This is a genomic window from Segatella copri, from assembly GCF_026015295.1.
Taxonomy (GTDB): domain Bacteria; phylum Bacteroidota; class Bacteroidia; order Bacteroidales; family Bacteroidaceae; genus Prevotella; species Prevotella copri_C.
In genome coordinates this window covers 3,236,169-3,252,662 of sequence record NZ_JAPDUW010000001.1, presented here as the reverse complement: position 1 = coordinate 3,252,662, position 16,494 = coordinate 3,236,169, and the positions used below count along the sequence as shown (strand labels likewise).

Annotated in this window: 8 protein-coding genes; 4 read left to right on the top strand and 4 right to left on the bottom strand. The window is 44.7% G+C overall.

Translation table 11 applies throughout. The annotated features are described in order from the left end of the window. Nucleotides 1–97 precede the first annotated feature (97 nt). The 4 genes from ONT18_RS13670 to ONT18_RS13655 are packed head-to-tail and all read left to right on the top strand — an operon-like array spanning nt 98 to nt 8,931. Complete coding sequence (locus ONT18_RS13670) at nt 98–3,277, top strand: SusC/RagA family TonB-linked outer membrane protein (protein WP_264906168.1); 3,180 nt, start codon at nt 98–100, stop codon at nt 3,275–3,277. A 28-nt stretch (nt 3,278–3,305) separates the two neighbouring features. Further along, complete coding sequence (locus ONT18_RS13665; RefSeq protein WP_264906166.1) at nt 3,306–5,045, top strand: RagB/SusD family nutrient uptake outer membrane protein; 1,740 nt, start codon at nt 3,306–3,308, stop codon at nt 5,043–5,045. A gap of 42 nt (nt 5,046–5,087) precedes the next feature. Next, nucleotides 5,088–6,494, top strand: coding sequence for a glycan-binding surface protein (locus tag ONT18_RS13660; RefSeq protein WP_118200373.1), 1,407 nt, complete (start codon nt 5,088–5,090; stop codon nt 6,492–6,494). Nucleotides 6,495–6,534: 40 nt separating this feature from the next. Next, nucleotides 6,535–8,931, top strand: a complete 2,397-nt coding sequence (locus tag ONT18_RS13655; protein WP_264906163.1) for an endo-1,4-beta-xylanase — start codon at nt 6,535–6,537, stop codon at nt 8,929–8,931. 452 nt (nt 8,932–9,383) lie between these two features. Here the strand turns inward: ONT18_RS13655 and ONT18_RS13650 are convergent, their stop codons facing one another. The 4 genes from ONT18_RS13650 to ONT18_RS13635 are packed head-to-tail and all read right to left on the bottom strand — an operon-like array spanning nt 9,384 to nt 16,250. After that, nucleotides 9,384–10,172, bottom strand: a complete 789-nt coding sequence (locus tag ONT18_RS13650; protein ID WP_264906161.1) for a hypothetical protein — start codon at nt 10,170–10,172, stop codon at nt 9,384–9,386. 24 nt (nt 10,173–10,196) lie between these two features. Further along, nucleotides 10,197–11,792, bottom strand: coding sequence for a RagB/SusD family nutrient uptake outer membrane protein (locus ONT18_RS13645; protein WP_264906159.1), 1,596 nt, complete (start codon nt 11,790–11,792; stop codon nt 10,197–10,199). Nucleotides 11,793–11,815: 23 nt separating this feature from the next. Next, nucleotides 11,816–15,025: a SusC/RagA family TonB-linked outer membrane protein gene (locus ONT18_RS13640; RefSeq protein WP_264906157.1), complete on the bottom strand. Its 3,210-nt coding sequence runs from the start codon at nt 15,023–15,025 to the stop codon at nt 11,816–11,818. A gap of 46 nt (nt 15,026–15,071) precedes the next feature. Further along, complete coding sequence (locus ONT18_RS13635) at nt 15,072–16,250, bottom strand: IS4 family transposase (RefSeq protein WP_264904630.1); 1,179 nt, start codon at nt 16,248–16,250, stop codon at nt 15,072–15,074. Nucleotides 16,251–16,494 lie beyond the last annotated feature (244 nt).

Genomic DNA, 16,494 nt, shown 5'->3' with positions numbered 1-16,494 from the left:
GGACATATCTTTGCAGCAGAAAATCAATAAAAACGAAATTCGTATATAAACCAACGAACAAGTTTTAAACCAATTAAATCACAAAAACCAATTAATCATGAGACATGCAGGTAATGCTTTAAAGTACCTGTCATTATTGTTTATGTTCGTTGCATTCCCATACCAGAATGCAGTGGCTCAAAACGGTAATGTAAAAGGTACAGTGGTCGCAGACGATGGTCCAATCATTGGCGCGACAGTTCGTGTGAAGGGGCAGCCAAATATGGCAACCGTTACCGACCTGGACGGTAACTTCACCCTGAAAGCCCCAAAAGGTGCAACTTTACAGATCTCTTATCTTGGCTATAAAGATAAGGAGGTGAAAGTTGGCAATGGTCCTATTGATGTAACTCTGGTAACCGACGCCCAGGCTCTTAGCGAGGTGGTGGTAGTAGGTTATGGTACCATGCGCAAGGCCGATTTGACCGGTGCGGTTACCCAGGTAGACAACAAAGCTTTTGAGAAATCAGTCACAACGAGTATCGACCAGGTTCTCCAGGGTCGTGCTGCCGGTGTGCAGATTCAAGCCAACACAGGTACTCCTGGTGGTAGTAGTACCATCCGCATCCGCGGTACGAACTCTCTGAATGCCACCTCCCAACCTATCTTCGTTATCGATGGTGTCATCATCGACTCAGATGGTTCTGACAATGGAAATTCCAACCCATTGGCAGGCATCAACCCTAGCGATATCCTGACTATGGATATTCTGAAGGATGCTTCGGCTACCGCTATCTATGGTTCACGCGCATCTAATGGTGTCATCATGATTACCACCAAGCGTGGTCAGAATGGTGAGGCTCAGATAACCTACGATGGTTATGTGGGTTGGCAGGCTATGCCTAAGAAACTTGACGTGATGAACCTGAAACAGTATGCTGAGCACTACAATGCTATCTCTGATGCCAAGATCAAACCAGCATCCAGCACCTGGCTGCGCCCTGAACTTCTCGGCGATGGTACTGACTGGCAGGACGAACTGTTCAGTACAGCCTTCATGACCAACCACAGTCTTTCTCTTTCTGGTGGTAACGGCCGCACTACCTACGCTATTTCTGTCGGCTACCTCAACCAGGCTGGTATCGGTCTGAAGACAGGCTTCAAGCGCCAGACCTTGCGTGGTAACATTGATACCGAACTCAAGAAATGGCTCAAGGGCGGTATTTCTTTCTCACTCTCTGATTCAAAGCAGGAAATGGAGAAAAACTGGGACATCATCATGACCGCATTGAAGTCTCAGCCTTCTGTTGCCGTGCGCAATCCAAATGGTGGTTATGACGGACCAGACGACCAGTGGATGCCAGACAACGCAGTAGCTTTGGCAGAAATCAAGACCAACTATGCCAAGCGACTCAACTTCCGTATCAATACTTATCTGGAAGCAACTCTCCTGAAGGGACTTACCTTGAAGACTGAGCTTTCTACAGATTATAATCTCAACAAGACAAAGACATACCAGCCTGACTATAAGTTTGGCGTGCGCGAGAGTTCACAGCGCGATGGTGCCTGGTACAAGAATGATACCAAGTACTGGTCTTGGCGCAACATCCTGACCTACAACGGTACAATAGCCGAGAAGCATAATATTAATGTAATGGCTGGTCAGGAAATGAGCCAGAGCTATTGGGAGAACTTTGCTGCCAGCAACTCCGGTTATCTTTCAAACTCAGTAACCGACCTCATTGCCGGTGCAACAACAGGTGCCAACATCAACCTGACCCAAGGTAACCAGGACGGCTACAAGCTCTACTCTTACTTCGGTCGTGCACTCTATAATTATGCTGACCGCTATCTCCTAACAGCAACACTCCGTTGCGATGGCTCCAACAAGTTTGCCGAGGGTCACCGCTGGGGTTGGTTCCCATCAGCAGCCTTCGCATGGCGCGCCAGCCAGGAGAACTTCCTGAAGGACAACAAGGTCATCAACAACCTCAAGTTGCGCTTGGGCTGGGGTGCTACCGGTAACCAGAACGTACAGCAGTGGGCCTATGCAGCCATGCTCAAGAACTATACCACTTCATGGGGTGTGGGCGTCATGAATGCCAACAATGCCAACCCGGAACTGAAGTGGGAGACCACCTACTCTACCAACGTAGGTTTCGACTTATCTCTCTTTAACAGCCGCATCGACATCGTGTTCGACTGGTACTACAAGAAGACCAACGACCTACTGATGATGCTCGACCTGCCAGCCTTCATCGGTTCTGGTACAGGTTCCAAGTATGGTACTGCCTCCAACCCTTGGGGTAACGTAGGTAGTCTGGAGAACAAGGGTATCGAGTTCACCATCAACACCGCCAATATCGAGAACAAGAACTTCTCATGGCACTCTAACTTCGTATTCTCACTGAACCGTAATAAGGTGGTATCTCTTGATTCAGAGACAGGTAGTCTTCCTCAAACCGTACAGATCGGTTCTGAAACCGCTACCGTTACCAACACCAGGGTAGGTCAGCCTATCGGTCAGTTCTGGGGTTACAAGGTTATCGGCCGTTTCGACAAGCCAGAAGATTTCTGGTATAAGGATGCCAACGGCAACGTGAAGCAGGTTGCTCTGCCAGAAGGTGCCAAGATTGCTACAAGCCCTACAAGTGGTGGTGTATTCATCGGCGACTACATCTATGAGGATATCAATGGCGATGGTGTCATCGACAACAACGACCAGACCTTCATCGGCAACCCAGAGCCTAAGTTCACCTTCGGTTTCGGCAATACCTTCTCTTATAAGGGCTTCGACCTGAGCTTCCAGTTCAGCGGCTCTTACGGCAACAAGATTATGAACTATGGCAAGCGTTTCCTCAACATCACCGGTTCTACAAGCAACCAGTTGACTGAGGTGATGGACTATGCACGTCTGGCTAAGTATGATGAAAACGGTCCGGACGACTACCGCAACTACTACGTTGTTAACACCGGTTCCATCATGCCTCGTCTGTCAACAGAAAGTGGTGTAAACAAGAACAACCGTGTAAGCGATGCTTATGTAGAAGATGGTTCATACATCCGTCTCCAGAACATAGCACTCAGCTACACTTTGCCTCGCAAGTGGCTCAGCCACACATTCCTGAACAACGTCAAGCTCTACTGCAACATTCAGAATGTATTCACTATCACCAAGTATGATGGCTTCGACCCAGAAGTTGGTTCGATGCGCGGTAATGCTCTCCTCAACGGTGTAGACTACAGCCGCTATCCATCACCACGCATCTATACTTTCGGTGTAAATGTGCAGTTCTAAATCATCAACTTCTTAAAGTAACAAGAACATGAAAACAAACATATTAAAATATACATTGGCGCTGGCGGGAATGCTCTCATTCACGGGCTGTGCCAACGACTTCCTGGAGCAGAAGAATACCTACCAGATTTCGCAGGATAACTTCTTCGACAACGATGAAGCCGTATCACAGGCAGTCATGCCGCTATATAGCTATGTTTGGTACGACTTCAATGATAAGTTCTATTATGGAATGGGCGATGGTCGTGCCAACAACATCACAGCTCAATACTCAGACTACCTTTACCCATATACAAACTTCACTGAGACTGGTCTTTCCATTGGTCTTACCGAAGCTTGGGGGTCACTCTATTCGGTTGTAGCTCAGGCAAACAATACCATCAACAACATAGCCAATCACTCGTCTTCCAACGTAAGCGAGACGGCTAAACTGCAGGGTATTGCTGAAGCCCGTTTTATGCGTGGTCTCGCCTACTGGTATATCAGTTCACTCTGGGGATGCGCTGTCATCTACAACGACACCCAGAGTCTGGTTAACAATTACGTAGTTAGTCCAAACCCAGGAATAGACGGCATTGAATATGCCATCCGCGATATGGAGTACGCAGCCGTTCATCTGCCAGCAGCCTCTCCTGCTACAGGCCGCATCAACAAGTATGCAGCTTATGCCATGCTGAGCCGCTTCTATCTCTCAATGGCAGGTTTAACCACCAGCGGCCGTTACGACGGAACCAATGCGGCTACAGATAAGAACCGCGGAACCCGCAACGAATATTATCTCGATGCTGCCAAGAAGGCTGCCGCCATTGTTATTGAGCAGGGACCTTACCAGCTGGCTGATACCTATGCAGAACTGTTTGCTGCCTCTACCTTTAATAATAATAGTGAGAGCATCTTCCAGTTGCAGTTCCAGGCAGGTGCAGAAGGAGGTCTTGCCCAATCAATGACCCGCTTCCTGGCATGGAGCACACAGGTTAACCAGGGCAACTCTTGGGGTGGCTCTACATTCTGCTCTTACGATCTCTGGGAAGAGTTCAAGGAGTATGAAGACCCTACCCTCGGCACAAAGGTAGATGATGCCATCCGCCGTCACAACTGCGTGGCTTCTTATGGCGAAACTTATCCTGAACTTTCTGCCAATCCGGAGAAGCCATATATATATGGTGAAACCGAGAAGCCAGGCGAACAGGGTGCCAACATCAAGAAGTATGTCATCGGTACCAATGCTGTAAACGGATTTGCGATGAACAACAACTCGGGTATCAATACTTACATGATGCGTCTGGCTGAGGTTTACCTCAACTATGCCGAAGCAGTATTGGGTAATAACGCAACGACTACCGATGCTACGGCACTCAAGTATTTCAACAAGCTACGCACCCGTGCAGGTGTTCCTACCAAGAACAGTCTTTCCTTCGAAGACATCCGTCACGAATTCCGTCTGGAAACAGCATTCGAAGGCTTGTACTGGTACTTCATCGTCCGCCGCGGCTACTATCAGCAGCAGGAAATGGTGAACTATATCAACAACCAGTACCGCAATGCCAGCTACTTCAAGTCATCTACTCACGAATATGTTCTGAGCGAGGATTATACTGCACCAGGTCCTAGCGTAGCCACAGCAACAGCCAAGAATCTGACTTTGCCTATCGCTGATACCGACCAGACCAAGAATCCTCTCCTCAAGCCAGATGGTAACGGCAACATAGCTACCGTAGCTTACCAGTTTGGCAACCGCGAGGTAGAAGACACCGATTTGTTTAAATAACAGGCACAACCTGTATCATTCATCTTTAATAAATAAAGAATTATGAAAACAATTAAATATCTCTGGACATTGTGCCTCGCATTGGCTGCATTCACCCTTACAGCATGCAGCGATGACGACAACGGCGGAAGCTCGGCTGCAATGCAGATTAACCAGATATACCTGGAGAATGTGGACGACGAGGTAAATCAGGATCGTCCGGTGGAGTTTGCCCGTCTGGGACAGTTGCTCCGAATTGAAGGTTCCGGCTTCAGCGGCTTGAAGAAAATCTATGTCAACGGTTACGAAACTTACTTCAACAACGCCCTGATGACCGATAATAATGTATGGGTTACGCTGAATGCCGCTACTCCGATAGACAAGGCAGATGCTGACGTTCGCAATACCATCGTATTCTACAAGAACGATAACAACAAGCTGGTTTACGAATTTACCATTCGTGCAGCTGCACCTGCTGTTACAAGTGTAGACAACACCTTGCCTAAGGCTGGCGAAACGGTAACCGTTTATGGAGCCAACCTGCAGGAAACTACCAAGATTACACTTCCTGATGGTACAGAAATTACTGATGGCATCCGCAATGATGCCGACGGCAAATGGTACAGCTTTACCGTTCCAAGTTCTGCCGACCTCACCAAGTCGGGTTCCATCACCAGCGAAGGTGCCAATGGTACAGCCAAGTCACCAACCTATTTCAACGACTTCGGCAACTTCATTACCGATTTCGATGGAAATGGCGAACTGGGTTCATGGAGCGCAACTTACGGTACAGACGATCTCGTAGACGATCCTCTCAACACCGGTCGTGGCAAGGTAGCATTGCTCGCTCCACAGTCTCTGCTCGATGCAGGTGGTCTGGATGCAGGCGGTAACGGCAAATACTGGGCAACAGCAGGCAACGATAATGCAAACGACGACTGGAGCCGCATGTACACCACCATCCCTGCCGAGACAAGTGCTTCCGACCTGGCTATCCAGTTCGACATCTATTGTCCGGAGCCATGGGATCTCACAGGTCAGCTCGAAATCTCTCTGCAGAACAACCTGAACGGCTATGGTTGGGGATCAGCTCCTACAAAGTACAGCGCAGAGTACACCAACACAGCTACCGTATGGGTTCCTTGGCTGAACACAGAGGATGGTTCTCATACAGCCTGGAGCACAGGCGAACGCTGGCAGACCATCACCATTCCGATGACTGCTTTTGGCAATTACGACCCGGAGAAGGCTCCAGACGTAACCTTCCAGAAGATTGTAGAAGACAGAAACGGAGGTTCATACAGGAACTTCGTCCTGTTCCTCGCCAACAGCGACCTGGAATTCTCTGACGACATCAAGTACAAGGCAAGTACCTTCAACCTGAAGATTTATGTAGACAACTTCCGCGTTGTCAGCACCAAGTCTATCACGGTAAAGGACTTCAATGATGACGAAACAGCAACAGAATAATAACCCTTAAATGAAAATCATGATGAAAATCAATAAGATAATGATACCAATAGTAGCATCAGCGATGCTACTCACTGGTTGCGACGACCAGATCATGCAGTGGGGTAAGCCAGCCAATCATGCTGACGTTACCAAGGCAGAGATTCCTATCGCCGTAAAGGAAGTCATCGCCAACTACGATAATATCAAGGACTATGCCCAGCAGTACACACCGAACATGAAGATAGGTATCGGTATGGGTGCTGACTTATATGCGAACAACGAGAATGGCGAAGGCGATCTGGCAAATGCCAACTATCAGGTATTTACACCGGGCAATGCGATGAAGAATGATGCCATTATGGGCAACAGCGGTTCTCTGAACTTCGCTACCGTAGACAAGCTCCTTGCAGCATTAGATGGCAACATGCAACTCTACGGTCATAACTTCTTCTGGCACACCCAGCAGAACCAGACTTATCTGAAATCGCTCATCGCCCCTACCCTGGTGGTAGAAAGTGATGGAGATATTGCCAACGTTCTCTCAGGCGATGCTGCCGATTTTAATGGCGGTACCACTGGCGGTTGGAGTGCTTGGGGCAGCAACAAGAATGAAGCAGGAGCGGTAGCCGGAGCCGGACAGGATGGCACGGCAGCACTCGTCCTTGAAAACAAGGGCGACGGCAACGCATGGGAAGCCCAGTGTGCCTATACATTCAATGATTATCTGGAGATGAACAAGACATACGTCATCAAGTTCAAGGCGAAGTCTACTTCTCCTGCCGGTGAATTGCAATTCCAGTATCAGAATGGAACCACATACAGTTCTCAGGGCGGATATAATACTTTCAACGTAGGTACCGACTGGCAAACCTTCCAGTATGAGTTCACCATTGACAAATATGATGATGTGAACCGCATCATCCTCAACTTCGGTAAGGTAGGCGCTACCTATACCATCGACGATATCCAGTTTGGTTTAAAGCAGGAAGACCCGATGAACAATGTACTTGCAGGTGATGCATCAGACTTCGAAGGTGGAACCACAGGCAATTGGGGCTCTTGGGGTAGCAACAAGGAAAGTGCCGAAGTAGAAGAAGGCGTAGGCTATAACAACAGCAAGGCTCTTGCCTTGAAGAACAAGGGCGACGGCAATGCCTGGGAAGCCCAGTGTGCCTATACCTTCGACGATGCGCTGCAGGAAGGCAAGAAGTATATCATCCAGTTCTATGCCAAGTCTACTTCTTCTGCAGGTGAATTGCAGTTCCAGTATCAGAATGGAACCACATACAGTTCTCAGGGCGGTTACAATACCTTCAACGTAGGTACCGATTGGGTGAAATGCGAATTCACCTTTACCCCGGCTTACGATGACGCCAACCGCATCATCCTCAACTTCGGCAAGGTAGGCGCTACCTATTATATAGATAACATCAAGTTCGGTCTTGCCAAGAATCAGAGTACCGCAACAAGAGGCATCCAGTATGTTCTGGCTAGAAAAGGAAAGGCAAGAAAAGCCACCCGTGCCGGCAGCAAGATGTACTACGTACTGAAGACTCCTGCCGAGAAGCAGGCTGCCCTCGAAAGTGCAATGGATGCATGGGTTAGCGGCGTAGCTAATCACTTGAAGGAAAAGAACGTGGTGCCTTTCGGCTACGATGTCATCAACGAACCTATCGCCGACGGCAGCTATGGTCGCCGTGGATATGATGGTGTATTCGGAATGGAAGGCGACAGCGAACCTACCGAGTCAGAAGCAGATGGTCTGAGCCTCAACTGGGAATCAGGTCACTGGTATTGGGGCTATTACGTAAAGGATTACCCTGTCAAGGCATTCCAGCTGGCACGCAAGTATCTGCCTGCAGATACCAAGCTCTTCGTCAACGACTACAACCTGGAGACCTCTCCTAAGAAGCTCGAAGCGCTCATCAAGTTTGCAAAGGAAATAGATGAGAAGAACGGCTCTCCTATTGTAGATGGTATCGGTACCCAGATGCACGTCACCCTCAATTGCAGCGACGATGCTGAGAAGAACGCAACCAGCATTGCGGAGCTGAAGGCAAAGGTAGATGCCATGTTCCAGACGATGGCTGCCACAGGCAAGCTGGTTCGTGTAACCGAGCTCGACCTTTCTCTCGGCACCGGCACTCCATCCAGCAACCAGTACAAGGCACAGAGCGATGCCTACCGCATGATTATGGAGAGCTACAAGGCAAATGTGCCAGAGGCTCAGCAGAGCGGTATCACCATCTGGAGTCTGTCAGACAACGAGGCTGAACACGAATACTGGCTCAAGGGTCAGGTGCCAAACCTCTTCGACAAGGACTACAAGCGCAAGTGGGCTTACAAGGGCTTCTGCGATGGTATCGCCGGCGAAGACCTCGGTCTGAAGTATGGTGGCGAAGAATACAAAGCTTTCTATGAGAAGAACAATGTTTCTTCTACCGTAGACAAGTAATTAAAAAGAAAATTCATGAAAATCTGTCGTAATCTCACTTTTTTATCGAGATTACGACAGATTTCTCGTTTAAAAGTTGTCGTAATCTTGCTTTTTTTCTGAGATTACGACAGAATTCTCGATTTTAACCCCTAAAACTCCTTAGGAAAATGTGATTTTCCTTGCGTAATTCACTGTTTATTAGTATCTTTGCCAAAACATAATTTTTAGCGTATGGAAAGACTACTTATATCCCAATTGTTAAAATGGAAAGACAGTCACGGAAGGAAGCCACTCATACTGGAAGGTGCAAGACAAGTTGGCAAGACTTGGCTACTGAAAGAATTCGACCTGTATGGTTGAAAATGTTTGAGAGAGAGGGAGATAAATAAAAAGAAAAAGGTGTATCCCTTTGCCCATTGTGTTGAGCAATAAGGATACACCTTAATTATATAGTTAATGAAACAATGCTTTTATCTTGAGATTTTCAATGTTTCACTGAAATTACCGAAAGCACCAGCAGCACAATAGTGTTTCAAAGTCAAGTAATATGTATCAGACTCAGAGTCATAACCGCTGTATCCTTGGTAATCTTTACTGCCTGGATAAACTCCTAAACTGCTTTCGTAGTCTTCTACGTATACAGGTCCATACTTCTGATGATTCCAAGCTAGCTGTTCATCAACAATAATGTTGCTTTCTTTGTCTAGAGAGAAAACGATATCATTACCTTCCTCATAGCAATCTTTAATGTCGTATCCGTCATTCCCTAGTTTGTATACAACTACATTTTTTGTTGTTTTTAATTGTTGTGAGGTAAATACACCAGACAATTTCTCTCCACAAACAATGATTCTTTGAGAATATGTGACAGGACCATATGCAAACTTGTCCTTTTCATTTGCGATGGTAATATCTACGTCATGTATGCCTGGTGTGTTTGCAACAGGAATAGTTATTTCTTTCTTGCTTTCACCAGCAGCAAATGATACTTCAGAAGGAAGTGTAACTAGATTTGAACTCGCTGAAAGCTGAACTGTAGCAGCTTCCTTTGACTCACTTTCAGCTCTGCAAACCTCTACAGTGATACTCTTGGTATCCTCTGGGTAGAACAATGCTCTGTCACTGGCTTCTGTAAAGTAAAAACCTGAGTTTTCTACATTAGTGTATGGATCGTAATCATAATCTTCTGTACAAGCAGTAAATGTCAATGCTGACAATGCCATGATTGCGAAACAGCTATATTTCATCAATTTGTTCATAATTTCTTGTTTTACGAATTATAATTACTTTGTGTATACATCAGAAGGGTCTGGGTTATTGTAATCTGCCAGTGCAGAGTTATTCTTCTCCTCATTCTGAGGAATAACCCAGTTCATCCATGCAGGACGACCATCTGTCTTGAGTCGAGCCAATGGAATCCAGTTGTTTCCATTATATGTGCGATCTACTGACATGTTAAGACGCTTGATGTCGAAGAATGTCTGACCTTCACCAAATAGCTCGATTCGCTTCTGCTTTACGATTTCGTTTACAACTTCTTCTGTTGTCGTTCCGGTAAATGCATAATCTGGGTTACGCTTCAATTTGGTAGTCATAACTTCAATCAAGTCTTCCTTACCCTTAGCGGCATCAAGATGAGCTTCTGCTTCAGCCCAGATAAAATACATTTCTTCTATACGCATGATAGGATAAGCTGATGCTGCACCAGTCTGATAAGAATCTGCATTACCTTCATTAGGACGGAACTTAATTGATGCGTAAGCTTGTTGCAATTTGGTCAAAATCTTCTGGTCTTTTGAAGGACCATTAGGACCGATAAATTCCTTCTTTCTGAAGTCCTTATCATCAATCTGGCTATAGAGATTGGCGTCAATTAAGTTATATGCACCAACACCGGCATAACCAAATGTTGTTTCATTACATGCCCATGAAGTCCAGTTTACGATACCTGTTTTAACGGCATCATCTTCAGATGTCTGTTTTGCGCCCCACATCCACTTTGATAGGTCATTGAAACCTTTTTGAGCATCAAGACAGTCCGACTCAGTCATTGGCTTTGAAGATGTTGTAGTGAATGCCAGTTTTGCATACTTAGCAGCATTCGTATAGTCTTCAAGCCACATATAAAGGCGTGCCTTTAAACCATAAACACACGCGAGGTCTGGCAAGATGTTTGTTTTTTCTGTTGAAAACTTAATGTATTCTTCTGCTTTGTTCAAATCGTCCTCAATGAACTTTGCCATATCAGCACGTGTTGCACGTGGATTTTTGCGTGCATCGTTCTCGCTAATTGCGTCTGTTATGATAGGAACAGTAAGACCAGCAACATCCTTTCCGTTTTCATTTACCGACTTAACTTTCTTGTTGTCAAGGAACTCGTAAGTACGAGCTAAGTCAAGATAACAGAATGCACGGAAAGCACTGGCAATGCCGTAGTAGCCTTTCTGATCATCTGTACAATTGTTAAGGTCTATGGCTGCAATAACCTTGTTGGTAGTCAAGATAAAGCCATAGTAATAACTCCAAGGGTAGTTTGCGTAGATATAACGCTTGCCCATGTACTGATCGCATGCATAATTTTTAAAGTGACCATTATATTTTGTACCAATAGAACGGTCGCCAGTTTGCAAATCACGGATAATCATCATGGCACCATAGCCGAATGCTCCATGCCAATTTTTTTCATCTATGAGACTTTCATCTATATGATTGAAATATGCTGGCATTGCATATACCAATGCTCTTGTGGCAGCACTTGACGCACTTGCTTGATCTTGGGTTGCAAAGTGTGTTGGCTCAGTCTCGTCTTCGCAACTTGTAGTTACAAGTGCGATAGACAAGAGGCTAGCTCCTAATATATATTTATGAAATCTTTTCATATTCTATGTTATCTTTTAGTTTGTTAGAATGAAACTGATACACCACCAGAGATAGTGCGGATTGGTGAATAATATGCAGCAGTTGTTTCACCTGAGATAGACTGACGTGGGTCAAGACCCTGACGCTTTGACCACAACCAGAGATTGTTGCCTTGTACGTAAAGACGAACTTTAGTAAGACCGATACTCTGAATCAACTGCTTTGGCAAAGAATAACCAATAGTGAAGTCCTGAAGTGTCAAATATGATGCGTTTGTCAAGAAACGATCAGACTGTGACGCTGTGTATGTGTCGTTGAACTGGATACGTGGAATATTAGAGCCTTTATTGTCTTCGCTCCAAGCATTCAGCATATCAGCGTGGAAAATATGACCATTGTCAAGTTTCATAGCTGATGCGTATGTACTATCATATACCTTACCACCAATCTGATAGGTAAAGTTTACTGACACATCAAGTCCCTTCCAGGTTAAGTTTGTTCCGAAACCTCCATATACTGGAGCAAGGGCAGTACCACAAAGGTGCTCTGTAGCTTCAGAGTACTTGTCGGTTTTTTCTTCGCCTGTTACGTTTCCATTAGCATCCTTTACGTCTTTCCAGTAAAGAGCTACACCTGTTTCGGGATCCACGCCTGCATACTTTGGCATATACCAGTTGTAAAGTGCCTTGCCTTCACCGATAAAATAGTTGCCAGAAGCATAACCTCTAATACCATCAACGGTTGCAGTCTTACGTTCTTCAGGCAAACGGGTAATCTTGTTGCCGTAAGTGGTAAGGTTCAAGTTGATTCCCCATGTCAAGTCCTTGGTCTTGATGATAGTTCCATCGAAAGTGAACTCAAAACCAGAGTTGCGCATATCACCAATGTTTGCATAATAACCACCATAACCAAAAGAAGTTGGTAATGGGAAGTAGAATAACATATCTGTAGTCTTACGATAGAAGTACTCAATGCTACCTGTCAAACGACTTCTGAACAAACTGAAGTCGATACCGGCATTGAAGTTGCCACCCTTTTCCCATGTGATATCTCTATTACCCATAGTCTTAGGAACCAATGATGGCTGTCCATTAGAGTTCACAACATCATAGGTATTCTGGTAGAGGTAGCGATCCCATCCATAGTCTGGGTCTTGGATGTTGTCATTACCCTGCTCACCATAGGAAGCCTTTAATTTCAACTCATCTATCCAAGATACATTGAAGAATTTTTCCTTAGAAATTAACCATGCTGCACCGAATGACCAGAAATTACCCCAACGGTTCTCTGGTGCAAAACGTGAAGAGGCGTCACGACGGTAAGATACAGAACCGAAGTACTTTTCTGCATAGTTGTATTGTACACGACCAAACCAACCTTCTGTATTATAGTCATCTGAATAAGAGTCTGCAGAACCGGCATTCACTGCTGCTGAAAGTTCTGGAATATCGAATGAATACATGTTGGTTTTGTATGCATCGAGAGACTGATAACGAGTACGATAATACTCATGACCCAACATGATGTCAACATCATGCTTGTCAAATGCATGATGCCAATCCAGCAACTGCTGATAGTTGTAAGACCATCTACGTGTATGAGCCTTTGTTACCTGACCATTTGATGCTGCATACTGACCATAATAAGGGTTGGTTGTTAATGTTGAACGAGCCTCAGAGTCCATTACGCTATTTGTAGATGTGAACTTGAAATCGTTCAAGAAGCGAATCTCTGCGAAACCTACAGCATTAAATGTGTTGCTCTCCTGATTATGAGTGTCAAGTTGGTTGGAACTTAATGGGTTTGCCTGTGAAATATATGGACGTATCATTCCATTAACTTCTCCATCTCCATAGTCGTATACATTAAGCTTAGCCTCCGAGTTGTAGAGGATATTACCTTTGCCATCGCGTACATACAGAGGATAAATTGGAGCTACAGTTGTTAAGGCAAACACGTTGCCTGATGAACCTGCTGCTCCATCATCATCTGTACTGAGATAGTTGGTGTTGGCATGTGAGTAGCTGAAGTTACCACCCATCTTCAACCATGGGCGCAACTGAAAGTCTGCCTTCAAACGACCAGTAAAACGCTTGTAATTAGAAGCTTTTGTGATACCATCATTGCTCAAATAGTTGGCAGAACCATAAAAAGAAGATTTATCTGTGCTTCCGGTTGCAGTGATTGCATACTCCTGACGCAAACTGTTCTGATATGTGGCATCAGTCCAGTCATCTGGAGTAATCATGAAGTCCTGACCTTGGTAGTTATAAACACGACCTAGTGTAGCGTTAGGGTTGATTCTACCATTAGAGCCAATCAGATATTGACCATCTGGTACGGTATATACGTTGTAACCCAATCCGTAATCGTTATCAGAGCAAAGGTTCTCGTTTGCCCATGCTACAGCAGACTCGTTGCCCATACCTTGTGCCTTTGCGTAATTGTAAAGGCCCTTGTACCAAGTCTCATAATATTTAGCAGGGCTCTTGACATATTTGTAATCCTGTGTAGCACGTGAGTTTGAACCCCACTTTGCATCTACGGTGATTGATGAAGAACCTTCCTTGCCAGTCTTTGTTGTGATGATGACTACACCATTGGCACCACGAGCACCATAAAGAGCGGCAGAAGCAGCATCCTTCAATACTGTCATAGAAGCAATATCGTTAGGGTTGATATCATTCATGTCTCCATCCCAAGGAGAACCATCGACAATAACCAATGGGGTGCTACCAGCATTGATTGAACTGATACCTCGAATACGGATTTTGAAATTTTCAACACCTGGCTGACCAGTTTGCGTGTTAATCTGTACACCAGAAACTTTACCTGTCAAAGCCTGAACTGGGTTTGAGTCTGCAACCTTTGCAATATCTTCTGTTTTCATGACAGCTGCTGAACCTGTAAAGGCACTCTTCTTTGCAGTACCATAAGCCACAACAACGACTTCGTCCAAAGTCTTATTGTCAGGATTCAAAACAATCTTCATGTTAGAACCTGCCTTAACAGTTTGGGAATTCATACCAATATATGAAATCTCCAGTTTTGCTCCTTCTGGAGCGGTTAATGAGAAGTTACCTTCAATGTCGGTAACCGCACCGGTCTTTGTACCCACTACTTTGATAGATGCACCAATGATTGGCTCACCATCCTCTGCAGAGGTTACTTTACCGGAAACTTGAGTTTGCGCCAACGCCATTCCTAAACTAAGGAAGAGGCAGGCAATAAACGTCATGAGTCTTTTTTCCATAAATCTCTCTCGTTTAATTAATTAATAAATATCACTGCTGTCCCGTTTAGAAATCATCGGGCCTGAAAAGGCTAGGATATAGCCAATCCTCCGTCTCTTCTGTTGGAACAGCTTTGTTAAACAATTCATTTAAAGGAGTCTTGTCCGTAAGGAATAGACCCACGTTCTTTGAAATAGTGTGTAGCGATTGATCTATGTGCATCACTTTCTTTGCATAAGCTAAAAGCAAGTATGTGCATATGGCAATCCAGATTTGCAGATATATGGCATTCTCGGAAGTTCCATAAAAGGATTTGATGTGAAGGTGTTGCTTAATCCATTTAAAGTAAAGTTCCACGTTCCATCTTTCCCTATATAATTCAGATATGGTAAGCGCTTCATATTCCATGTTGTTTGTGAGAAACCTATACACCTTACTTGTTGCATAGTCCTCATAGGTTATCATTCTAAGTTCTTCAGGATACCATTTGGCAGTATGTAGTCCTGTTAATTTGATACGTTCATCAGAAATGATACCAGTACTCTTGTCAACTTCGGCTTCTGATACAACTTCAAAAAGCATGTTATCTTTTGCCCTAGTAACAAAGAATGCATTCTTCTTAGTTATCAACTTGAAGAGTCTGTTGAAATCTACATATCCTCTGTCCATCAAATAGATAGCAGAAGGTTCTATGTAGAGATCATCAAGAGCTTTTACATCATTAACTGATGCAGAAGTCAAATAAACTGAGACTGGAAGATTTCCTCGCAAATCGACTAATGTGTGCATTTTGATGCCACCTTTGTTTTTGTGATACTTTGCCCAAGGACATAATTTGAGACACAGACTTATAGTACTGCTATCAAAAGCATATACCATGTTGTCTAGGTCTAATCTGAACTTGTCTTTGACATAAAGAGGACGTACTTTTTTCAAAAGAACGTCTGCAAAATCTTTATAGATATGCCAATCTCGCTTCTCGTTAGCTTTTGCTAGAGTATTACGTGGTACAGCATAACTAATACCACAATGGTAAAGTTTGCTGGAGAGTGCCGTAAGGCAGTTTTCTATATCTCGAAGACTATCACGACCTGTTAATTGAGCATAGCTCATTACTAGGAATTGGTCTTTGCAAGAGAAGTCTCTTGCTCTGTAGTTTCCCTTATAACGGTCTACACAAGTTTTGAAATCACGTTCTGGTATAAGTGACATAATCTGAGAGAATATAGTTTTGCCTTTGTTCATCGCACACGTATTTTAAATATGCGTGCAAAGATACAAAATCAAATCGAATACACTATAAAAAGTCCGTAAACTTTTGAGTATTAATAACTTATTTAATAATCGTCTCGTTTTAACGGGACACTAGTGAATAAATATATAATGTTTTATATTTCCTTCTCGTTTCTCCACCTCTTGCCCCGAGGTGGAGAAATACCAAGAAATTCCTAAGAAAAATGCTTCATGTTTACAAATTATCCCCCAGGGT

Coding starts and splice junctions, on each gene's coding strand:
- ONT18_RS13670 (WP_264906168.1), top strand. CDS start 98: ATGAGACATGCAGGTAATGCTTTAAAGTACCTGTCATTATTGTTTATG.
- ONT18_RS13665 (WP_264906166.1), top strand. CDS start 3,306: ATGAAAACAAACATATTAAAATATACATTGGCGCTGGCGGGAATGCTC.
- ONT18_RS13660 (WP_118200373.1), top strand. CDS start 5,088: ATGAAAACAATTAAATATCTCTGGACATTGTGCCTCGCATTGGCTGCA.
- ONT18_RS13655 (WP_264906163.1), top strand. CDS start 6,535: ATGATACCAATAGTAGCATCAGCGATGCTACTCACTGGTTGCGACGAC.
- ONT18_RS13650 (WP_264906161.1), bottom strand. CDS start 10,172: ATGAACAAATTGATGAAATATAGCTGTTTCGCAATCATGGCATTGTCA.
- ONT18_RS13645 (WP_264906159.1), bottom strand. CDS start 11,792: ATGAAAAGATTTCATAAATATATATTAGGAGCTAGCCTCTTGTCTATC.
- ONT18_RS13640 (WP_264906157.1), bottom strand. CDS start 15,025: ATGGAAAAAAGACTCATGACGTTTATTGCCTGCCTCTTCCTTAGTTTA.
- ONT18_RS13635 (WP_264904630.1), bottom strand. CDS start 16,250: ATGAACAAAGGCAAAACTATATTCTCTCAGATTATGTCACTTATACCA.